At 72.7% G+C, this 20,740-nt stretch carries 24 protein-coding genes; 21 read left to right on the top strand and 3 right to left on the bottom strand.

Going from position 1 to position 20,740, the window contains the following annotated elements; all coding sequences use genetic code 11:
* Positions 1 to 44: 44 nt before the first annotated feature.
* The 15 genes from hisD to QSK26_RS36195 all read left to right on the top strand — a co-directional run bounded on the left by hisD (position 45) and on the right by QSK26_RS36195 (position 12,296).
* On the top strand, positions 45 to 1,352 hold the full coding sequence (hisD, locus tag QSK26_RS36125; protein WP_285779839.1) for a histidinol dehydrogenase: 1,308 nt from the start codon (positions 45 to 47) through the stop codon (positions 1,350 to 1,352).
* Entirely contained in the window at positions 1,349 to 2,443 is a 1,095-nt protein-coding gene (locus QSK26_RS36130) for a histidinol-phosphate transaminase (protein WP_285779840.1), read from the top strand. Before hisD ends, QSK26_RS36130 begins: the two co-directional genes overlap by 4 nt.
* Positions 2,440 to 3,033, top strand: a complete 594-nt coding sequence (gene hisB / locus QSK26_RS36135; protein WP_285779841.1) for an imidazoleglycerol-phosphate dehydratase HisB — start codon at positions 2,440 to 2,442, stop codon at positions 3,031 to 3,033. The genes QSK26_RS36130 and hisB overlap by 4 nt, the downstream gene beginning before the upstream one ends.
* The gene (locus QSK26_RS36140) at positions 3,030 to 3,185 is read left to right on the top strand and encodes a CG2302 family histidine operon protein (RefSeq protein ID WP_285779842.1); all 156 of its coding nucleotides are present in this window, start codon (positions 3,030 to 3,032) and stop codon (positions 3,183 to 3,185) included. The genes hisB and QSK26_RS36140 overlap by 4 nt, the downstream gene beginning before the upstream one ends.
* A complete protein-coding gene (hisH, locus tag QSK26_RS36145) occupies positions 3,176 to 3,811 on the top strand; it encodes an imidazole glycerol phosphate synthase subunit HisH (protein ID WP_285779924.1) in 636 nt (211 codons plus the stop codon). The genes QSK26_RS36140 and hisH overlap by 10 nt, the downstream gene beginning before the upstream one ends.
* A 38-nt stretch (positions 3,812 to 3,849) precedes the next feature.
* Positions 3,850 to 4,188: a hypothetical protein gene (locus QSK26_RS36150; RefSeq protein WP_285779843.1), complete on the top strand. Its 339-nt coding sequence runs from the start codon at positions 3,850 to 3,852 to the stop codon at positions 4,186 to 4,188.
* Positions 4,189 to 4,192: 4 nt separating this feature from the next.
* Positions 4,193 to 4,915, top strand: a complete 723-nt coding sequence (gene priA / locus QSK26_RS36155; RefSeq protein WP_285779844.1) for a bifunctional 1-(5-phosphoribosyl)-5-((5-phosphoribosylamino)methylideneamino)imidazole-4-carboxamide isomerase/phosphoribosylanthranilate isomerase PriA — start codon at positions 4,193 to 4,195, stop codon at positions 4,913 to 4,915.
* A gap of 70 nt (positions 4,916 to 4,985) precedes the next feature.
* The gene (gene hisF / locus QSK26_RS36160; RefSeq protein WP_285779845.1) at positions 4,986 to 5,756 is read left to right on the top strand and encodes an imidazole glycerol phosphate synthase subunit HisF; all 771 of its coding nucleotides are present in this window, start codon (positions 4,986 to 4,988) and stop codon (positions 5,754 to 5,756) included.
* 180 nt (positions 5,757 to 5,936) lie between these two features.
* Positions 5,937 to 6,707, top strand: a complete 771-nt coding sequence (locus tag QSK26_RS36165) for a pirin family protein (protein ID WP_285779846.1) — start codon at positions 5,937 to 5,939, stop codon at positions 6,705 to 6,707.
* Positions 6,708 to 6,807: 100 nt separating this feature from the next.
* Complete coding sequence (gene bioB, locus QSK26_RS36170) at positions 6,808 to 7,887, top strand: biotin synthase BioB (RefSeq protein ID WP_285779847.1); 1,080 nt, start codon at positions 6,808 to 6,810, stop codon at positions 7,885 to 7,887.
* A 127-nt stretch (positions 7,888 to 8,014) separates the two neighbouring features.
* Positions 8,015 to 8,839: an ABC transporter permease gene (locus QSK26_RS36175; RefSeq protein ID WP_285779848.1), complete on the top strand. Its 825-nt coding sequence runs from the start codon at positions 8,015 to 8,017 to the stop codon at positions 8,837 to 8,839.
* Positions 8,812 to 9,582, top strand: a complete 771-nt coding sequence (locus QSK26_RS36180) for an ABC transporter ATP-binding protein (protein ID WP_502888789.1) — start codon at positions 8,812 to 8,814, stop codon at positions 9,580 to 9,582. Before QSK26_RS36175 ends, QSK26_RS36180 begins: the two co-directional genes overlap by 28 nt.
* Positions 9,579 to 10,580 carry an ABC transporter substrate-binding protein gene (locus QSK26_RS36185; RefSeq protein WP_285779849.1) on the top strand — a complete coding sequence of 334 codons (1,002 nt, stop codon included), beginning with the start codon at positions 9,579 to 9,581 and terminating at the stop codon, positions 10,578 to 10,580. The genes QSK26_RS36180 and QSK26_RS36185 overlap by 4 nt, the downstream gene beginning before the upstream one ends.
* A complete protein-coding gene (locus QSK26_RS36190; RefSeq protein WP_285779850.1) occupies positions 10,577 to 11,689 on the top strand; it encodes an LLM class flavin-dependent oxidoreductase in 1,113 nt (370 codons plus the stop codon). Before QSK26_RS36185 ends, QSK26_RS36190 begins: the two co-directional genes overlap by 4 nt.
* 94 nt (positions 11,690 to 11,783) lie before the next feature.
* Entirely contained in the window at positions 11,784 to 12,296 is a 513-nt protein-coding gene (locus QSK26_RS36195; protein ID WP_285779851.1) for a MarR family winged helix-turn-helix transcriptional regulator, read from the top strand.
* 12 nt (positions 12,297 to 12,308) lie between these two features.
* Here the strand turns inward: QSK26_RS36195 and QSK26_RS36200 are convergent, their stop codons facing one another.
* The 3 genes from QSK26_RS36200 to QSK26_RS36210 form a co-directional block, all read right to left on the bottom strand.
* The gene (locus QSK26_RS36200) at positions 12,309 to 13,697 is read right to left on the bottom strand and encodes a glutamine synthetase family protein (RefSeq protein ID WP_285779852.1); all 1,389 of its coding nucleotides are present in this window, start codon (positions 13,695 to 13,697) and stop codon (positions 12,309 to 12,311) included.
* 164 nt (positions 13,698 to 13,861) lie between these two features.
* On the bottom strand, positions 13,862 to 14,023 hold the full coding sequence (locus QSK26_RS36205) for a hypothetical protein (RefSeq protein WP_285779853.1): 162 nt from the start codon (positions 14,021 to 14,023) through the stop codon (positions 13,862 to 13,864).
* 229 nt (positions 14,024 to 14,252) lie between these two features.
* Positions 14,253 to 14,885: a TIGR03085 family metal-binding protein gene (locus tag QSK26_RS36210; RefSeq protein WP_285779854.1), complete on the bottom strand. Its 633-nt coding sequence runs from the start codon at positions 14,883 to 14,885 to the stop codon at positions 14,253 to 14,255.
* 153 nt (positions 14,886 to 15,038) lie between these two features.
* Here QSK26_RS36210 and QSK26_RS36215 point away from each other — a divergent pair, with 153 nt between their 5' ends.
* The 6 genes from QSK26_RS36215 to QSK26_RS36240 all read left to right on the top strand — a co-directional run bounded on the left by QSK26_RS36215 (position 15,039) and on the right by QSK26_RS36240 (position 20,733).
* Positions 15,039 to 16,865: an ABC transporter ATP-binding protein gene (locus tag QSK26_RS36215; RefSeq protein ID WP_285779926.1), complete on the top strand. Its 1,827-nt coding sequence runs from the start codon at positions 15,039 to 15,041 to the stop codon at positions 16,863 to 16,865.
* A gap of 2 nt (positions 16,866 to 16,867) precedes the next feature.
* Entirely contained in the window at positions 16,868 to 18,634 is a 1,767-nt protein-coding gene (locus QSK26_RS36220; RefSeq protein ID WP_285779927.1) for an ABC transporter ATP-binding protein, read from the top strand.
* Positions 18,635 to 18,731: 97 nt separating this feature from the next.
* Positions 18,732 to 19,082 (top strand): phosphoribosyl-AMP cyclohydrolase, encoded by a 351-nt coding sequence (hisI, locus tag QSK26_RS36225; RefSeq protein ID WP_285779855.1) that lies wholly within the window; start codon positions 18,732 to 18,734, stop codon positions 19,080 to 19,082.
* Positions 19,082 to 19,699, top strand: coding sequence for a TIGR02234 family membrane protein (locus tag QSK26_RS36230; RefSeq protein ID WP_285779856.1), 618 nt, complete (start codon positions 19,082 to 19,084; stop codon positions 19,697 to 19,699). Before hisI ends, QSK26_RS36230 begins: the two co-directional genes overlap by 1 nt.
* 144 nt (positions 19,700 to 19,843) lie before the next feature.
* A complete protein-coding gene (locus tag QSK26_RS36235) occupies positions 19,844 to 20,296 on the top strand; it encodes a CD225/dispanin family protein (RefSeq protein ID WP_285779857.1) in 453 nt (150 codons plus the stop codon).
* A complete protein-coding gene (locus QSK26_RS36240) occupies positions 20,296 to 20,733 on the top strand; it encodes a DUF2752 domain-containing protein (RefSeq protein WP_285779858.1) in 438 nt (145 codons plus the stop codon). The genes QSK26_RS36235 and QSK26_RS36240 overlap by 1 nt, the downstream gene beginning before the upstream one ends.
* Positions 20,734 to 20,740: the final 7 nt, after the last annotated feature.

The following is a 20,740-nucleotide window of genomic DNA, read 5'->3' on the forward strand; positions in this document are numbered from 1 at the left end:
TGGACGAAGCGGGTTCCGGTGGCCGGTCTCCGTAGACTGGTGGGGTGATTTCCCGTATCGATCTGCGGGAGGGCCTGCCCGAGGACCTCCGCGACGTCATGCCCCGAGCCGACCTCGACGTCGAGGCCGCCCTGGAGAAGGTGCGGCCCATCTGCGAGGACGTGCGCCATCGCGGCGTGACGGCGCTGCGGGAGCTGACCGCCCGCTTCGACGGCGTGGAGATCTCCACCACCCGCGTCCCCGGCGAGGCCGTGGCCCGCGCCCTCGACGAGCTCGACCCGCGGGTTCGGGCCGCGCTGGAGGAGTCCATCCGCCGCGCCAGGCTCGTCCACCGCGACCAGCGCCGCACCGACACCACGACCAGAGTGGTCCCCGGCGGCACCGTGACCGAGCGCTGGGTGCCGGTCGAGCGGGTCGGCCTCTACGTGCCGGGCGGCCGGGCCGTCTACCCCTCCAGCGTGGTGATGAACGTCGTGCCCGCCCAGGAGGCGGGCGTGTCCTCGCTGGCCGTGACCAGCCCGGCGCAGGCGGAGTTCGGCGGCCTGCCGCACCCGACCATCCTCGCCGCGTGCGCGCTGCTCGGCGTCGACGAGGTCTACGCCGTCGGCGGCGCCCAGGCCGTGGCGATGTTCGCCTACGGCACGGAGGAGTGCGCCCCGGCGGCCATGGTCACCGGACCGGGCAACATCTGGGTCGCCGCGGCCAAGCGGCTGCTCAAGGGGCGCATCGGCATCGACTCCGAGGCCGGTCCCACCGAGATCGCGATCCTCGCCGACCGCACCGCCGACCCGGTGCACGTCGCCGCCGACCTGATCAGCCAGGCCGAGCACGACGTGATCGCCGCCGCCGTGCTGGTCACCGACTCGCCCGAGCTGGCCGAGGCCGTCGAGAAGGAGCTGCCCGGCCAGGTCGCCGCCACCCGCCACGCCGAGCGCGTCGCGGAGGCACTCGGCGGCCGGCAGTCCGGCATCGTGCTCGTCGCCGGCATCGACGACGGCATCAAGGTCGTCGACGCCTACGCCGCCGAGCACCTGGAGATCCAGACCGCCGACGCCGCGGAGGTCGCCGCCCGGGTGCGCAACGCCGGGGCCGTCTTCGTCGGTCCCTACTCGCCGGTCTCGCTCGGCGACTACCTCGCCGGCTCCAACCACGTGCTGCCCACCGGCGGCTGCGCCTGCCACTCCTCCGGGCTGTCGGTGCAGACGTTCCTGCGCGGCATCCACGTCGTCGAATACACGAAGGAGGCGCTCGCCGAGGCCGCGCCGTTCGTGTGCACGCTGGCCGACGCCGAGGACCTGCCCGCGCACGGCGCGGCCGTCCGTTCGAGGTTCGACTGGGAGATCCCGCAGTGACGAAGGAAGCCGCCGGCGCGTTCTCGCTCGCCGACCTGCCGCTCCGCCCCGACCTGCGCGGGCGCGTCCCCTACGGCGCGCCCCAGATCGACGTGCCGGTCCGGCTCAACACCAACGAGAACCCCTACCCGCCCTCGCCGTCCCTGGTGGCCGACCTCGCCGAGGCCGTACGGCAGAGCGCGGCCGGGCTCAACCGCTACCCCGACCGCGACGCCGTGGCGCTGCGCACCGACCTGGCCGCCTACCTCGGCCACGGCCTGACCACCGAGCGGGTCTGGGCGGCCAACGGGTCCAACGAGGTGCTCCAGCAGATCCTGCAGGCCTTCGGCGGCCCCGGCCGTTCGGCGCTGGGCTTCGAGCCGTCCTACTCCATGCACCCGATCATCACGGCGGGGTCGGCCACCGAGTGGATCGAGGGGGCGCGCGAGGAGGACTTCGGGCTCGACCCGGACAAGGCGGTGGCCACGATCGAGGAGCACCGGCCCGACATCGTCTTCCTCACCTCGCCGAACAACCCGACCGGCACCGCGCTCGCCCCCGACGTGATCGCCAGGGTGGTCGCCGCGGCGCCGGGCATGGTGGTGGTGGACGAGGCTTACTTCGAGTTCGCCCGCACCGGCACGCCGTCGGCGCTAACCCTGCTGCCCGCGCACCCGAGGCTGATCGTCACCCGGACGATGTCCAAGGCGTTCGCGATGGCGGGCACCCGGCTGGGCTACCTCGGCGCGCACCCGGCGGTGATCGACGCGCTGCTGCTGGTCCGGCTGCCCTACCACCTGTCCACGCTCACCCAGGCGGCGGCGCGGGTCGCGCTGGCGCACCGGGCGGAGCTGCTCGGCACGGTCGACGCGCTGCGCGCCGAGCGGGACGCGACGGTCGGCTGGCTGCGCGCGCAGGGGCTGCGGGTGGCCGACTCCGACGCCAACTTCGTGCTGTTCGGGTGCTTCCCCGACCGGCACGCGATCTGGGAGGGTCTGCTGCGGCGGGGCGTGCTGATCCGTGAGACAGGCCCGGCCGGCTGGCTGCGCGTCAGCATCGGGACCACCGAGGAGATGGCGGCCTTCCGGGCCGCGCTGGAGGAAGTGCTGTGAGCAGGATCGGCCGCGTCGAGCGCGTGACCAAGGAGACGTCGGTACTCGTGGAGGTCGGCCTCGACGGCACCGGCCGGGTCGACGTCGCCACCGGTGTCGGGTTCTACGACCACATGCTGGCCCAGCTCGGCAAACACGGCCTGTTCGACCTGACCGTGAAGACCGAGGGCGACCTGCACATCGACGCCCACCACACGATCGAGGACACCTCGCTGGCGCTGGGCGCCGCGTTCCGCGACGCGCTGGGCGACAAGTCCGGCATCCGGCGGTTCGGTAGTGCGTCGTGCCCGCTGGACGAGTCGCTGGCCCAGGTCACCGTCGACCTGTCCGGCCGGCCGTACCTCGTGCACACCGAGCCCGAGGGCATGGCCCCGATGATCGGGCCCGACTACGACACGACGATGACCCGGCACATCCTGGAGTCCTTCGTCGCCCAGGCCGCGATCTGCCTGCACGTGCACGTGCCCTACGGGCGCAACGCGCACCACATCGTCGAGGCGCAGTTCAAGGCGCTGGCCAGGGCGCTGCGCGAGGCGTCGGAGCTCGACCCGCGGGCCACCGGGGTGCCCAGCACCAAGGGCGTGCTGTGAGCAGCAACTGGACGGCCAGTGCCATGGTCTTCATCGGCCTGTTCATGGCGGGCGGCGTCTTCTCCCTGTTCAAGCAGGGCCTCAAGGTCTTCGCCGCGCTGGTCGGCGTAGGCGCGGTGCTGGCGATCACGGCGGGAGTGCTCTGGTGGTGAAGCTCGTCGTCCTCGACTACGGCTCGGGAAACCTGCGCTCGGCCGAGCGGGCGCTCGCCCGGGTCGGCGCCGAGGTGACCGTGACGGCCGACCACGACGCCGCGATGAACGCGGACGGCCTGGTGGTGCCGGGCGTCGGCGCGTTCGCCGCGTGCATGGCCGGGCTCACCGCCGTGCACGGCGACCGGCTGATCGCCCGCCGCCTGGCCGGCGGGCGGCCCGTCCTCGGCATCTGCGTCGGCATGCAGATCCTGTTCGAGGAGGGTGTGGAGCACGGCGTGCGCACCCAGGGCTGCGGGGAGTGGCCGGGCACCGTCGAGCGTCTCGACGCGCCCGTCCTGCCGCACATGGGGTGGAACACGCTGAACGCCCCGGAGGAGTCGGTGCTCTTCGCCGGGCTCTCCGCCGACACCCGGTTCTACTTCGTGCACTCCTACGGCGTGCGCAAGTGGGAGCTGGCCGCCGGTCCCGGGTTCACCGACCCGCTGGTGACCTGGTCCGAGCACGGCGTCCCGTTCGTCGCCGCGGTGGAGAACGGCCCGCTGATGGCCACCCAGTTCCACCCGGAGAAGTCCGGCGACGCGGGCGCCGCGCTGCTGGAGAACTGGGTGCGGGCCATCACGTGAGCGGTGACCGGCCGGCGACGAGAGTGCGGTGAGGGACGGTGAGCAAGGAGCGCGCCCGGCGCAGAGCCGAGCGTGAGGCGGAGCAGGCTCGGCTGGCCGCCGTCCGCGCCGAGCGCGAGGAGCGGCTCGCCCGCCGCAGGCGATTACGCGCCCGGCTCGCCGCCCTGGTGCCCCGCCCGGTGCGGGTCGCCAGACAGGGCGGTGTGCTGGCCCGCCGCCATCGCGCGCAGAACGGCGTCGTCGCCGTGCTCTTCCTGATCGTCCAGGTCATCGCCTGGCTGCTGGTGTCCGGCTGGGCGGCGCGGCTCGGGGTCCTGGTGTTGTCGTTGTTGTTGCTGCCGGTGTTCGTCACCGTCGTGTTCGACCGGAGGTCGTGAACATATGTCGCTGGTGCTGCTGCCCGCCGTGGACGTCGCCGACGGCCAGGCCGTGCGCCTGGTCCAGGGCGAGGCCGGGTCCGAGACGTCCTACGGCGACCCGCTGTCGGCCGCGCTCACCTGGCAGGAGGCGGGCGCCGAGTGGATCCACCTGGTGGACCTCGACGCCGCGTTCGGCCGCGGCTCCAACCGGGAGCTGCTCGCCTCCGTGGTCGCCGCGCTCGACGTCCAGGTCGAGCTGTCCGGCGGGATCAGGGACGACGAGAGCCTGGAGGCGGCGCTGGCCACCGGCTGCCGCCGGGTGAACATCGGCACCGCCGCGCTGGAGGACCCCGCCTGGTGCGCGAAGATCATCGCGGAGTACGGCGACCGGATCGCCGTCGGCCTCGACGTCCGCGGCACCACGCTGGCCGCCCGCGGCTGGACCAAGGAGGGCGGCGACCTGTGGGAGGTGCTGGACCGGCTGGAGGCCGACGGCTGCCCGCGTTACGTCGTCACCGACGTCACCAAGGACGGCACGCTGCGCGGCCCCAACGTCGAGCTGCTGCGTGAGGTCTGCGCCCGTACCGACAAGCCGGTGATCGCCAGCGGCGGGGTGTCCTCGCTCGCGGATCTGCGCACGCTCGAAACCCTGGTTCCGGCGGGTGTGGAGGGCGCCATCGTGGGCAAGGCGCTCTACGCGCAGGCGTTCACGCTGGAGGAGGCGCTCGCCGCGGTGAGCGCGTGACGCGCCGCAGCGACGCGCGGCGGACGCCCCGGTACGGAGCGCGCCGCGGACAGCGGGAAGGAGGGACGCGGTGAGCGTCGCCGTACGAGTCATCCCCTGCCTGGACGTGGACGCCGGGCGGGTCGTGAAGGGCGTCAACTTCGAGAACCTGCGGGACGCGGGCGACCCCGTCGAACTGGCCAGGCGTTACGACGAGGAGGGCGCCGACGAGCTGACCTTCCTCGACATCACCGCCTCCTCCGGCGAGCGCGAGACCATGATGGACGTGGTCCGGCGCACGGCCGAGCAGGTGTTCATCCCGCTCACCGTGGGCGGCGGGGTGCGCGCGGTGGAGGACGTGGACCGGCTGCTGCGGGCCGGGGCGGACAAGGTGTCGCTGAACACCGCCGCGATCGCCAGGCCCGAGCTGCTCACCGAGGCGTCCCAGCGGTTCGGGGCCCAGTGCGTCGTGCTGTCGGTGGACGCCCGTCGGGTGGTCGGCGGCCCGGTCACGCCGAGCGGCTTCGAGGTCACCACGCACGGCGGCCGGCGCGGCACCGGCATCGACGCGGTGGAGTGGGCGCGCAGGGGCGAGGAACTGGGCGTGGGCGAGATCCTGCTCAACTCGATGGACGGCGACGGCACCCGGGACGGCTACGACCTGGAGATGATCCGCGCCGTCCGCGCCGCGGTCACGGTCCCGGTCATCGCCAGCGGTGGCGCCGGCGCCCTCGACCACTTCCCGCCGGCTGTGGAGGCGGGCGCGGACGCGGTCCTGGCGGCGAGCGTCCTGCACTTCGGCCAGCTCAAGATCCACGACATCAAGCACACCCTCCGCACCGCCGGCCACCCCGTCCGCTGACCCCAGCCGGCCACGGGAGAGGGGCGACCACCGGCGGCCCCCTCCCTTCCGGCGGGGGGACAAACCGGCGGCCCCCTCCCTCCCGGCGGGGGAACAAACGGCGGCCCCCTCCTCCCTTCCGGCGGGGGAACAAACGGCGCGGTCATGTAGTTCAAAGTTCAACTACCAAGGGAGGATGGCATGACCGCCGCAGCCGTACACCCCGCCGTCGATGTCCGCCGCGCCGCCGACCGGTTCGCCACGAAGATCGGCTGGCTGGACTCCAAGCACTCCTTCTCCTTCGGCCACCACCAGGACCGGGACAACACCCACCACGGCCTGCTGCTCGTCAACAACGACGACGTCGTCAAGCCGGGCAGCGGGTTCGAGACCCATCCCCACCGGGACATGGAGATCGTCACCTGGGTGCTGCGCGGCTCGCTGGTGCACCAGGACTCCGAGGGGCACTCGGGCGTGATCTATCCCGGACTGGCCCAGCGGATGAGCGCGGGCACCGGCATCCTGCACTCGGAGAAGAACGACTCCTGGCGGCTCCAGGGCGGCGATCAGCACACCGAGCCGGTGCACTTCGTCCAGATGTGGGTGGTCCCGGACACGGCCGGGATCACACCGGGGTACGAGCAACTGGAGATCGGCGACGAGCTGCTGCGCGGCCGGCTGGTCCCGGTGGCCTCCGGCATGGCCAGGCACGAGGGCGAGACGGCCATCAGGATCAGGAACAGGTACGCGGCGCTGCACGTGGCCAGGCTGGACGCCGGGGAGAGCGTGCAGCTTCCCGAGGCGCCCTTCCTGCACCTGTTCGTGCCGAGGGGCCAGGTCGAGCTGGAGGGCGCGGGCGCGCTGGCCGAGGGCGACGCCGTACGGTTCACCGGGACCGGCGGGCAGCGGGTGACCGCGACCGGACCCGCGGAGATCCTGCTCTGGGAGATGCACGCCACGCTGGCCGCCTGACCTCGCCGGACGCGCTTGGTGCCCGCCTACAACATGTAGTGATCACTCTTGTCGGCATAGGTCCTTTGGAGAGCGGGCCGGCGCGGGGAGGATCGAGGGTATGACCGAAAACGCTGTCCAGGATCTGCTCACCTCGCTCACCGGCAAGGCCCTGCGGGGGGAGACCCCGACCCGCGAGGAGGCCGCGGCGCTCCTCGGCACCGCCGACGAGGACGTCCTCGACGTGGTGGCCGCGGCCTCGCGGGTGCGGCGCCGTTTCTTCGGCCTGCGGGTGAAGCTGAACCACCTCGTCAACATGAAGAGCGGCCTGTGCCCGGAGGACTGCACCTACTGCTCCCAGCGGCTCGGCTCGACCTCGGAGATCCTCAAGTACTCGTGGATCACCCCGCAGGACGCCGCCCGTGACGCCGGGCGGGCGGTGCAGGCGGGCGCCAAGCGGGTCTGCCTGGTGGCCAGCGGGCGCGGGCCGGGCGACCGGGACATCACACGGGTGGCCGACACGGTGGCCGCGATCAAGGAGTCGACGCCGGACGTGGAGGTGTGCGTCTGCCTGGGCCTGCTGAAGCCGGGGCAGGCCGAGCGGCTGCGCGAGGCGGGCGCCGACGCCTACAACCACAACCTGAACACCAGCGAGGAGCACTACCGGGAGATCTGCTCCACGCACACCTTCGACGACCGGGTCGCCACCCTGAAGGACGCCCAGGGGGCGGGCCTGTCGCCGTGCTCGGGCGCGATCTTCGGGATGGGGGAGTCGGACGACGACGTGATCGACGTCGCGTTCGCGCTGCGCGAGCTGGACCCGGACTCGGTGCCGGTGAACTTCCTGATCCCGTTCGAGGGCACCCCGCTCGGCGGCCGGTGGGAGCTCACCCCGCACCGCTGCCTGCGCATCCTGGCGCTGTTCCGGTTCGTCTTCCCCGACGTCGAGGTACGGCTGGCCGGTGGCAGGGAGATCCACCTGCGCGGGCTGCAGCCGCTGGCCCTGCACCTCGCCAACTCGATCTTCCTCGGCGACTACCTGACCAGCGAGGGTCAGCCGGGCGCGGAGGACCTGGAGATGATCGCCGACGCCGGGTTCGTGGTCGAGGGGGTGGAGGAGGCGACCCTGCCGGCCGCGCGGCACGACCTGGTGGCCGTGCGCCGCCGCGGCGCGGGCACCGATCTGCCCGCCAACACCTGATCCACCGCCCCGTGCGCCACCGCCGCGGCCACGGGGCAATAAACCCTCATAACCGATTGACTTTGTAGGTAATCTGGCCGACGATGACGTCAGTGCCCACCTCGTCAATCATGAATGAGGTTCGTGTATGTCCGCTCCCGTCCTCGACCTGGCGGTGAGAGGCCCAGCCGCGCGGAGGCGGCGGCCCAAGATCCCGGGCACAGCCTGGAAACGCCTCGTCAGCCCGCTGGTCATCCTGGTCGTCTGGCAGCTCGCGAGCAGCGCGGGGATCCTTCCCGACCGGCTGCTCGCGGCGCCCGCCACCCTCGTCGGCACCGCGGTCGACCTGATCCAGGCCGGCACGTTGCAGACCGCCCTGCTGGTGTCACTCCAACGGGTCGCGATCGGCTTCACCATCGGGGCGGTGGCCGGGGTCGGCCTGGCGCTGATCGCCGGCCTGTCCCGGTTCGGCGAGCACGCCGTGGATCCGCCCATGCAGATGCTGCGGGCGATCCCGCTCTTCGGCCTGATCCCGCTGTTCATCCTGTGGTTCGGCATCGGCGAGACGCCGAAGATCGCGATCCTGGTGCTGGGCGTCGCCTTCCCGCTCTACCTGAACACCTTCGCCGGGATCAGGGGCGTGGACGGCAAGCTCGCCGAGGTCGCCAAGGTGCAGCGGCTGACCAGGGCCGAGCTGATCGCGCACATCGTGCTGCCCGGCGCGCTGCCCCAGACGCTCGTCGGCCTGCGGCAGAGCCTGGGCATCGGCTGGCTCGCCCTCATCGTGGCCGAGCAGATCAACGCCGACGCCGGCCTCGGATACATGATCAACGACGCTCGTGAGTTCCTGCGCACCGATGTGATCGTGGTCGGCCTCGTCGTGTACTGCGTCCTCGGCCTGATCACCGACGCCCTGGTACGGCTGCTGGAAAGGAGGGCGCTGACGTGGCGCCGCGGCTTCCTGACATCCTGAACCCGCCCGAAGCCCCACCCGGCGCGCCTCCCCGGACCCCGGTGGCCCGGATCGAGGGGCTGACCCGCGCCTTCGCCGGCAGGACGGTGCTCGACGGGGTCGATCTCACCATCGCGCGAGGCGAGTTCGTGGCGATGCTCGGCCGCAGCGGCTCGGGCAAGTCCACCCTGCTCAGGGCGCTGGCCGGACTCGACGACGACGCCGGGGGAGGCGTCACCGTGGACGGCACCGTCGCGGTCGCCTTCCAGGAGCCGCGGCTGATCCCCTGGCGGCGGGTGATCGCCAACCTCGCCCTCGGGCTCAGGGGAGTGCCCGACCCTCGGGCCGCCGCGCTCGCCGCGCTCGCCGAAGTGGGGCTCACCGAGCGCGCGGACGCCTGGCCGCTGACGCTGTCCGGCGGCGAGGCGCAGCGGGCCTCCCTCGCCCGCGCGCTGGTCCGCGAGCCGGACCTGCTGCTGCTCGACGAGCCTTTCAGCGCGCTGGACGCGCTCACCCGGATCGCCGTCCACCGGCTCGTGCTCGACCTGTGGGCCCGGCACGGCCCGGGAATCCTGCTGGTCACCCACGACGTGGACGAGGCGCTGCTGCTCGCCGACCGCGTCCTGGTGCTGGACGGCGGGCGCATCGCCCACGAGGAGCAGGTGACCCTGCCCCGCCCGCGGCACCGCGACCACCCCGAACTCGTGGCGCTACGTTCCACCCTGCTCGAACGGCTCGGGGTCACCCTGGAGGGAACCACATGAGATCGCGTCGCATCACCGCGCTGGTCGCCGCCCTGATCCTGACGGTCAGCGCCTGCGGGGGCGAAACGGGCGGCTCCGAGGCGGTCAGGGCGGACGGCTCGGTCGACCTGGGCAAGGTGACGCTGCGGATCGGCGACCAGAAGGGCACCGGGCTGCAGGCCCTGCTCAAGGCCGCCGGGCAGCTCGACGGCCTGCCGTACAAGGTGACGTGGTCGCAGTTCACCTCCGGGCCGCCGATCCTGGAGGCGATCAACGCGGGCTCGCTCGACTTCGGCGCGGTGGGCAACGCGCCGCCGGTGTTCGCCGCGGCGGCCAAGTCGAAGATCACCATCGTCGGCGTGGCGGAGAAGGGACTCGGCGGCCAGGCCATCGTGGTCCCGCCGGGATCGCCCATCAAGACGCCCGCCGACCTGCGCGGCAAGGCGATCGCGGTGGCCAAGGGCAGCTCGGCCAACTTCCACCTGCTCGCGGTGCTGAGCAAGGAGGGGCTGACCTTCGCCGACATCAAGCCCCAGTACCTCCAGCCGCCGGACGCGCTGGCCGCGTTCTCCTCCGGCAAGATCGACGCCTGGGCGATCTGGGACCCCTACACGGCACAGGCGGAGAGCCAGGCCAAGGCGCGCATCCTGGTGGACGGCGAGGGCTACGCCAACGGCTTCGAGTTCCAGATCACCGGGCAGGAGGCGCTGGCCGACAAGGCGAAGGCCGAGGCGCTCGGCGACTACGTCTCCCGCATCCGCAAGGCCCACACCTGGGCCAACTCCCACCCGGACGAGTGGGCGAAGGTGTTCTCCGAGCTCAGCGGGCTGCCCGAGCCGGTGGTCGCCGCCGCCGTCAGGCGCGGCGGGTTCACCGACCTCCCGCTGGACGACCAGGTCATCGCGCGCGAGCAGCAGGTGGCCGACGCGTTCAGCCAGGCGAAGCTGATCCCCGGGACGGTGCGGATCGCCGACATCGTGGACCGCCGGTACAACGACACCCTGGAGAGTGCCTCGTGAGGTTCCACTGGTTCCTGCCCACCTCCGGCGACAGCCGTCTCCTCGTGGGCGGCGGCCACGGCCTGGGGCGCGGGCACGGCCTGAGCGAGCACCGGTTCAGCGCCTCGGGGTTCCGCGAACCGGACATCGAGTACCTGGCGCAGATCGCCCGCGCGGCCGAGCGACTCGGCTTCGAGGCGGTGCTGACCCCGACCGGCACGTGGTGCGAGGACGCCTGGCTGGTCACGGCGGCCCTGACCAGGGAGACCGAGCGGCTGAAGTTCCTCGTGGCCTTCCGTCCCGGGTTCCTGTCGCCCACGCTCGCCGCCCAGATGGCCGCCACCTACCAGCGGCTCTCCCGGGGCAGGCTGCTGCTCAACGTGGTGACCGGCGGCGAGGGCACCGAGCAGCGCAGGTTCGGCGACCACCTGTCGCACGACGAACGGTACGCCCGCACCGACGAGTTCCTGTCCGTCGTGCACGGCGCGTGGAGCGGCGCCCCGTTCGACTTCGACGGCAAGCACTACCAGGTGGAAGGCGCCACGGTGGCGGCCCCGCCGGACCCGCGCCCGGAGATCTACTTCGGCGGCTCGTCCCAGGCGGCCGGCCCGGTGGCGGCCAGGCATGTGGACGTCTACCTCACCTGGGGGGAACCGCCGGACCAGGTGGCCGGGAAGATCGCCTGGATGCGCGGGCTGGCCGAGGAGCAGGGCCGCGAGCTGCGGTTCGGGATCCGGCTGCACGTGATCACACGGGACACCGAGGCGGCGGCCTGGGCCGAGGCGACCCGGCTGCTGGAGGCGCTCGACCCGGCCGACGTCGCCCGCGCCCGGGAGGTGCTGGGCCGCAGCGAGTCGGTGGGCCAGCAGCGCATGCTCGACCTGCACGCCGCCTTCTCACCCGGCGGCTCGGTGCGGGACCTGGAGATCCACCCCAACCTGTGGGCCGGGGTCGGCCTGGTCCGCGGCGGCGCGGGCACCGCGCTCGTCGGCTCGCACGCCCAGGTGGCCGAGCGGATCGAGGAGTACGCCGCCCTGGGCGTCGAGGAGTTCGTCCTGTCCGGCTATCCCCACCTGGAGGAGGCCTACTGGTTCGGCGAGGGTGTGCTGCCCGCGTTCCGGTCCGCCTAGCAGGCGCACGTCCGCAGGTCCGGGGCGGCCGGACCTGCGGATGTTATGGAAGCTTTCCTAAAAGCTACCGACGGCCGGAGATATCCTCGACGACATGGGCACCGAGCGCGACCATGTGGACGAGATCATCGAGAGGTGGCGGACCGAGCTCCCCGAAGTGGCCACGACCGAGCTGGAGGTCGTCAGGCGGACCGGGATGCTCAAGGCGCGGATCGAGGCGGTCACCCAGGCGGTGCTGGCCGAGCACGGCCTCACCTTCGCCGACTTCGACGTCCTCGCGACGTTGCGCCGGGCCGGCCGGCCGTACCGGCTCAAACCCAGCACGCTCGCCTCGCTCTCCATGCTCACCACCGGAGGGACCAGCAACATCCTGCAACGGCTGGAGGCCGCCGGGCTGGTCGCGCGCGAGCCCGACCCGGCCGACGGGCGCAGCTCGTGGGTGCGCCTGACCCCGCTCGGCGTGGAGAAGGCCACCCGGCTCGTCCTCGCCACCACCGAGGCGCACACGGACCTGCTGTCGGGCGTGCCGGAGACCTCCCTGCGCGAGCTGGCCGACCTGCTGCGCGAGGTCCTCGTGTCACTGGGCGACCGCGCCGGCGCCAGGTGACGGCAAGCGGGGTCAGAACACCCGGAAGTGGTGGAACAGCTCGAACGCCTCGTCCTGGGCGGCGAACGCCGCGGCCTCGGAGCGCTTCACCGCCAGGTAGGCCGTGCGGCGCAGCGGGCCGAGGGCTTCCATGAGGAACTCGTCGGATTCGAGGGCGTCCAGGGCCTCGTCCAGGGTGGCGGGCAGGCGGTGGACGCCCAGGCGCGCGCGGGCCGTCTCGGACAGGTCGTCGGGGTCGACGTCCACCGGCTCGCCCGGGTCCAGCCGGCGGCGCAGGCCGTCCAAACCCGCGTGGATCACGGCGCCGAGCGACAGGTAGGGATTGGCCGAGGAGTCGGAGGGCTTGAGCTCCAGGTTGACCGACCCCGGGCTCAGCGGCGAGCAGATCCGGACCGCGGCCTCCCGGTTGTCCGGCCCGTAGCAGGCGTAGGCGCTGGACCAGGAGCGCGGTGACAGGCGGCGGAAGCTGTTGACCGTGCCGCAGGTGAGCGCCACCAGGGCGGGCAGGTGGGCGATCAGGCCGCCGACGAAGTGGCGGCCCAGGTCGGACAGCTCGCCGTCCCCGCCCGCGAGGAGGTTGCGCCCGCCCTCGGCGTCCCACAGCGACAGGTGCAGGTGGGCGCCGTTGCCAGGCTGGCCGGCCACCGGCTTGGGGGCGAGCGAGGCCCACATGGCCATCCGCAGGGCGACTCCGCGGACCGTCTCCCGGTAGAGCACGTGGTTGTCCGCGGCGCGCAACGGGGCGGCGGGCCGGATCGACAGCTCCTGCTGGCCGTGTCCCAGCTCAGGATGGTAGTGCTCGACCCGCAGCCCCTGGCTCTCCAGGGCCCGCAGCAGCCGCATGGCGTAGTCGTGGGCCGTGTCGAAGCCGGTGGCGGCGTAGCAGGCGCTGTCGTCGACGGGCGCCAGCCGGTCCAGCGGGTCGCCGGGCAGCCGCCTGCCCAGGGTGAACTCCGGCTCGAAGGCGACCAGCAGCGCGTAACCCTCGGCGTCCAGCGCGGCGACCGCGTCACGCAGGAACGACCGCGGGCAGGCGGCCCACGGCGAGCCGTCCAGGTCGCGCAGGTCGGCCAGCATCGCGGCGGCGCCCGGCGCGTACGGCAACGGCACGAACGTCGCCGGGTCCGGCACGAGGCGCACCTCGCCCACCGGGCCCATGCCGGGTACGGCGGGCAGGCGGTCGAGCATGTTCATGGCCATCATGGCCACGGTGTGCCCGATGCCCGTGCCGAGACGCTCGGCGAGGCGGCCGCGCGCGGCCGCCTTTCCCCGGACCACACCGCCGTGATCGACGTAGAGGAAGCGGACGAGCTCTATCCCCTCGATCTCGACGCGTTCCAGCAGACGCCGGGACGCCGGGTCGAGCTGCTGGGCCTCGCTGACATCGTGGCGGTCTTTCATCCTGCCTGCGTAACACGTTCCCGCCGTCAGGGAAAGCACCATCGACGACTCGGCGCCATGAACCTTGCCCGGCCGACGGGCCGGGCAGAACCCGAGGTGTCAGAGTGGGCGGTACTCCGGGAGCGTCTCCGTCGGCGCTCCCGAGGCGTCTCCCGCCGTCCGTATCAGGTCAGAACACCGCTGAAGAATGTGGCAAGCTGATCCGCACCGTTCATGATCCCGTCCAGCACACCGTTCACCGCCGCGGCGGCGTCGTCCGGCCTGGTGAACAAGTAAAAGGCCACGAACGCCACGGCTGCGTAGGTGAGAACCTTCTTGACCTGCATGGGGGGCCTCCTGCAGTCCAATCCCTGGCGTATATACCCGGTTCTGACGGCTTGCTCTCGGGAACATGGGTGATCATAGCCTCCCTTTCTCCGGCCGCCGCGCTGCGCCCGGAACTCCGCGAAGCCCGTCCTCGTCGAAGATAACCGCCCGCGGCGGGCGGCGGACAAGGATGTGACCTGAGTCGCACCGAGGGACGAGAGGGAGTGGGATCGGGGCCAGCGCGGCCGATCAGACGCCGAAGCGGGCGTTCCTCAGCGCGGCCACGGCGGTCTCGTCGCCGCTGAGCTCCACCCGGGCGTGCGCCTGGCGGCCGAAGCAGAACATCAGCAGCTCCGCCGGTGGGCCGGTCACCTCGACCCGGGGGCCGTCCTTGGGGCCCGCCAGGGCCGCCCTGCCGCTCTCGTCGCGCAGCAGCATGCCCGCCGGGGCCCTGCGCAGCATCAGCCGTCCCACGCCGGACAGGCGCCGCCACAGGGCGTCCTGGACGGCGGTGGGCAGCGTCCTGGGCTCCCAGCCCGGCTGGGCGCGCCTGAGGTCCTCGTGGTGCACGAAGTACTCCACCGAGTTGGCGGCGGAGTCAAGGCCGGGGATCAGCCCGAAGATCCCACCCGGTCCCGAGCGGACGAGCCGGACCAGCCCGGCGAAACCGTGCTTGGCTCTGAGCGAACGCTCGACGGAGGCCGTGTGCCCGGCGAGCGCGGGCAGCAGGACCCCCAGGGTGGCGTCCGGCCTGCGCTCCCTGAGCACCAGGTGGGTGAGCAGGTCATAGGCGTTCCAGCCCGCGCAGAGGGTCGGCGCGTCGGGGCCGAGGGCGTCGAACAGGTCGCAGATCGCTTCGCGTTCCGCGCGGGCAAGGGTCACGCCGGGGATCCTAACAAGCCACCGTTCAAGGGAATAACGGAGATGGCCCGCGTGATAGTCACATAGGCAGAAAAGTCCATCTGAAGTCGTTTCCTTGTCGGACTGTGGCGAAAGGACCCTTCACGAGTGGCGAGCAAGGTCACCCCAGCAGTCATGCGCAAGGGGTTCCGGGTGCTCGGCGTGGCCATCCGTACCGAGCCCGTGGTGTTCGCCGGTGCGGTGCTCGCCAGCGCGGTCTACGGGCTGATGACGGTCGCCTCGGCCTGGGCCCTGGGCTGGGCCACCGAGCACGTGGTGCTCGACGCCTTCGCCGACGGGGACGTCGCCGACGGCGCGGCGGCCACGGCCGTCTTACTGATCGTCGGCGTGGCGGTGCTCAAGGCGCTCGGCGTCGGTGGGCGGCGCATCCTCGCCGGAGTCCTCCAGTTCCGCATGCAGGCGCGGTCACGACGCGGAGTCACCAGGCAGTACCTCAGGCTCCCGCTCGCCTGGCACCACCGCCACCCCACCGGCCAGCTGCTGTCCAACGCCAACGCGGACGCCGAGGCCGCCTGGGCCCCGCTGGCGCCGCTGCCGATGGCCGTCGGCGTGGTCGTCATGCTGGTCACCGCCGCGGTCGCCATGGTCGTCACCGACCCCGTGCTGGCCCTGGTCGGCTTCCTGATCTTCCCGGCGATCGCCGTGCTCAACCTGGTCTACCAGCGCAGGCTCAGCCCGCTGGCCACCAGGGCGCAGCAACTGCGGGCCGAGGTCAGCGAGATCGCGCACGAGAGCTTCGACGGCGCGCTCGTGGTCAAGACCCTCGGCCGCGAAGAGGAGGAGACCCGGCGGTTCCAGGCCAAGGCCCACGAACTGCGCGACGCCAACATCGCCGTCGGCCGGGTGCGCGGCCTGTTCGACCCGATCCTGGAGGCGCTGCCCACCCTCGGCGTCCTCGCCGTCCTCGTGGTCGGCGCGGTCCGCCTGGAACAGGGCGCGATCGACTCGGGCGTCCTCGTGCAGGTCGCCTACCTGTTCACGCTGCTCGCCTTCCCGATCAGGGCGCTCGGCTGGGTGCTGGCCGAACTGCCGCGCAGCGTCGTCGGCTGGGAACGGGTGCAGGGCGTGCTGGAGGCCACCGGCTCGATGGAGTACGGCAGCGCGGAACCGGCCGCGGAGGGCCCGGCCCGGCTGGAGGTGTCCGGGGTGAGCTACTCCTACGGCGCCGCCGGCGAGCCGGTGCTGCGCGGCATCGGCTTCGACCTTCCGCCCGGCCGTACGGTCGCGCTGGTCGGGCCCACCGGCTCGGGCAAGTCCACGCTGGTGCAGACCCTGGTCCGGCTGGTCGACCCGGCGGCGGGAGCCGTACGGCTGGACGGGGTGGACCTGCGGGACGTGGCGCGCGGCGGGATCAGCCGCGCGATGGCGCTGGTGCCGCAGCAGACCTTCCTGTTCGACGACACCGTGCGCGGCAACATCACCCTCGGCCTGCCCCTGCCCGACGAGGACGTGTGGGCGGCGCTGCGGCTGGCCCAGGCGGACGGCTTCGTCAGCGCGCTGCCCGCCGGTCTGGACACCAAGGTGGGCGAGCGCGGCACCACGCTGTCCGGCGGCCAGCGCCAGCGGGTCGCGCTGGCCCGGGCGATCGCCCGCCGCCCCCGGCTGCTCATACTCGACGACGCCACCTCCAGCGTGGACCCCCAGGTCGAGGCCAGGATCCTGCACGGCCTGCGGGACAGCGCCGAGGCGGCGACCGTCGTCCTCGTCGCCTACCGGATGGCCACCATCGCGCTGGCCGACGAGATCGTCTACATGGAGCACGGCGGGATCGTGGACCGCGGCGGCCACGACGAGCTGCTCGGCCGCTGCGCGGGCTACCGTGACCTGGTGACCGCCTACGAGCGGGAGGAGGCCGAGCGGGCCGTGCTGGAGGCGGGTTCCGCGGGCGTCTCGCCGGATGACATCGAGGACATCGAGGACATCGAGGAGGTCCCGGCGTGACCATGCTGCAGACCGTCGAACGTTCGGCGCTGGCCACCGTCCGACGCGGGCTGTCGCTGACGCCGGAGTTCCGCAGGGGCATCGCGGGCACCCTGGCGCTGGCCGTGGTCGCCACCGTCGGCAAGATCATCGTGCCGATCGCGGTCCAGCAGACCATCGACACCGGGCTCAGGAACGCGACCCCCGACCTGGCCTACATCCGCGGCGCCGTGGCGATCTGCGCGGTCGCGGTGCTGCTCACCGCCCTGGCCGGCTACCTCATGAACGTGCGCCTCTACAAGGCCACCGAGGCGTCCCTGGCCACGCTGCGGGTGCGGGGCTTCCGGCACGTGCACGACCTGTCGGTGCTCACCCAGAACACCGAACGGCGCGGCGCCATGGTCTCCAGGGTGACCGGCGACGTGGACCAGATCAGCACGTTCATGCAGTTCGGCGGGCTGATGATCATCGTGGCCGGCGGGCAGCTCGTGGTGGCCAGCGTGCTCATGCTGGTCTACTCCTGGCAGCTCACCATGCTGGTGTGGGCGTGCTTCCTGCCGCTCATGGTGGCGCTGCCGCGCTTCCAGCGCTGGCTGTCCGGCGCCTACACGCAGGTCCGCGAGCGCACCGGCGACATGCTCGGCGCGGTGAGCGAGTCGGTCGTGGGCGCGCAGGTCATCCGGGCCTACGGCGTGGAGGACCGTACGGCGGAGCGCATCGACGCCGCGATCGGCGCCAACTACGCCGCGCAGTCCCGCGCCCAGAAGATCGTCGCCACCGTCTTCCCGCTCACCGAGGTGGTCTCCGCGCTGGCGATCGCCGGAGTGGTGCTGCTCGGCGTGCGCCTGGGCCTCGACGGCGGTATCAGCCAGGGCCAGCTGGTGGCCTTCCTCTTCCTGATCACGCTGTTCGTCTCGCCGCTCCAGGTCGCCACCGAGGTGCTCAACGACGCCCAGAACGCGATCGCCGGGTGGCGCCGCATCCTCGGCGTGCTCGAAACCCCGGCCGACGTGGCCGACCCGGGCCCGGCCGGCGTGGAGCTGCCCCGCGGCCCCATCTCGGTGCGCTTCGAGGGCGTCGAGTTCGCCTATCCGGGCGGCAAGCCGGTGCTGCGTGAGATCGACCTGGAGATCCCGCCCCGGTCCAGGATCGCCGTCGTCGGCGAGACCGGCTCGGGCAAGACGACCTTCGCCAAGCTCCTCACCCGGCTGATGGACCCGACGGCCGGACGGGTGCTCGTCGACGGCCACGACCTGCGCGACGTCAGGTTCTCCTCGCTGCGCGAACGCATCGTGATGGTCCCCCAGGACGGCTTCCTCTTCGAGGGCACCCTCGCCGAGAACATCCGGTTCGGCCGCCCCTCGGCCACCGACGACGAGATCCTGCTCGGCCTCACCGAGCTGGGCCTGGCCGACTGGCTGGAGGGACTGCCCGCGGGCCTCGCCACCCAGGTGGGCCAGCGCGGCGAGTCCCTCTCCGCGGGGGAGCGCCAGCTCGTCGCCCTCGCCCGCGCCTACCTCGCCGACCCCGACCTGCTGCTCCTGGACGAGGCCACCTCCGCCGTGGACCCGGCGACGGAGGTACGGCTGGCGCGCGCCCTGGAGGGCGTCACCCGGGGCCGCACCGCCGTCTCCATCGCCCACCGGCTGTCCACCGCCGAGGCGGCCGACGAGGTCCTGGTCTTCGACCGGGGCCGCGTCGTGCAGCGCGGCCCGCACGCCGAACTGGTCGCCCGCCCCGGCGTCTACGCCGACCTGCACGCCTCCTGGGTCTCCGCCGCCCGCTCCTGACCGGCGCCCCATGCCCTGACGGGGCCCCGGCAGGGCATGGGGCGCCGTTGACCGTGGCGGCGCGGGGCGTGAGGTCCCCGTGGGGCAGAATTGAGGCATGTCCCTCGACCCAGCCGTCGCCGCCAGGCTCAAGCGCACCTCCGACGGGCTGGTGCCCGCCGTCGTCCAGCAGCACGACACCGGCGAGGTGCTCATGCTCGCCTGGATGGACGACGAGGCGCTGCACCGCACGCTCACCACCGGGCGGGCCACCTACTGGTCGCGCAGCCGCGGCGAATACTGGGTCAAGGGTGACACCTCGGGCAACGTCCAGTGGGTGAAGTCGGTCGCGCTCGACTGCGACGGCGACACGATCCTGCTCCGGGTCGACCAGGTGGGCGCCGCCTGCCACACCGGTGACCGCACCTGCTTCGACGCGGGCGTCCTCACGGTCGCCGGCGCGCGCTGATGCACAGGGAACAGGCGCTGTGGATCCTCGCCTGCGCGGTGGGCGCCGGGCTGACGCTGCTCGCCGCCGGACGTGACTGGGCGAGGGTCACCTTCACCGGAGCCGGAGCCGGGCACGGCGCCGCGGCCGCGGTCCCGGTGACCGGGAGCGAGCTGTCCGCCGCGCTGACCCCGCTGGCCCTGGCCGCCGCGGCCGCCGCGCTGGCCGTGCTGGCCGCGCGCGGGCCGTGGCGCAGGCTGGTGGCCGCCGTGCTCGCGCTCTGCGGCTCGGGCGTCGCGGCCGGCGCCCTGTCCGGCACGGCGGGCCAGGCGGTCGCCGACGCGGCCAGGGAGCACAGCGCGCTGGCCGCCACCGGTCAGCCGGTCGTGGCCACCCTCTGGTTCTGGCCGGCCGCGGCGGCGGCGGGCGGGCTGATCCTGCTGGCCGCCGGGGTGACGGCGGCCGTGCGCGCGGGAAGCTGGGGCGGCATGTCCGACCGCTACGAGCGCCCCGGCGCGACCGGCCGGCGGGCGGACGACGTGCCCGCGCCGGCGCTCGGCGACCGGGCCCTGTGGGACGCGATCGACCGCGGCGCGGACCCGACCGCCGACACCCCCGAGCGCGGCACGGGGACCTGACCCCGGAACCGCTGGATGCCCAGGCAGGACGCGGTTAAGCTGACGCTCGGTTACAACTTGTCCACAAAGCCGTCGATCAGGCGTTCTACCCTGCGCCCCTCGCTAGGCTTGCGCCCCGCAACTCGTTCCACATAGGAGTCTTTGATGAGTTACGGGAATCAGCCGGGCGGACCGGGAGAATACGGGGCAACACCTCCCGGTGGCGGGTACGGCCCGCCGTCCGGCGGCGGCTACGGCGGCCCTCCCGGCGGGGGATATGGACCTCCTGGCGGCGGTTACGGCCAGCCCGGTGGCTACGGCACTCCGCCGCCGCCGCCGGACAACCACCTTGTGCCCGCGATCCTGACCACGATCTTCTGCTGCCTGCCCCTGGGCATCGTGGCGATCGTGAAGTCGTCGCAGGTCAACTCGCGGTGGGCGGCAGGCGACTACCAGGGCGCCATCACCGCCTCCGAGGAGGCCAAGACCTGGTGGAAGCGGACGCTGATCATCGGCATCATCGTGGAGGTGCTGGTCATCGTCGCCTACGTGGTGTTCGTGGCGTGGATCTTCGCCCAGGTGCCTGACGTCCCGACCGGCGGCGTCTACGGTTACTGATGACTCTTGACACGGTGCGCACCGAGAGGCGCGGCAGGGGGCGGCTGCCGGCCGTCCTGGCGCCGCTCGGTGCCGCCGCGGCGGCGGGCGTTGTGTTCGCCGTCGTCGGCGTGATCGACCCCAACCAGCCCGGCCACTACCCGACCTGCCCGTTCCTGTGGGCCACCGGGCTCTACTGCCCGGGGTGCGGCACCCTGCGCACCATCCACGCCCTCGCGCACGGCGACCCCGTGGCCGCGCTCGGCCTCAATCCGCTCGCGGTGGCCACGGTCCCGTTCCTGGTGTACTGGTGGGGCCGCTGGGCGCTGCGCGCCTGGCAGGGCAGGCCGAGACGCACGCGACTCGCCCACCCGGCCTATATCTGGGCCTTCCTGGCCCTCGTCATCGTTTACTGGATAGTCAGGAACCTGCCCTTCGGGGCGTTCCTCGCGCCGTGACGGCGCG

The organism is Microtetraspora sp. NBRC 13810 (genome assembly GCF_030268685.1).
Classification (GTDB): domain Bacteria; phylum Actinomycetota; class Actinomycetes; order Streptosporangiales; family Streptosporangiaceae; genus BSRQ01.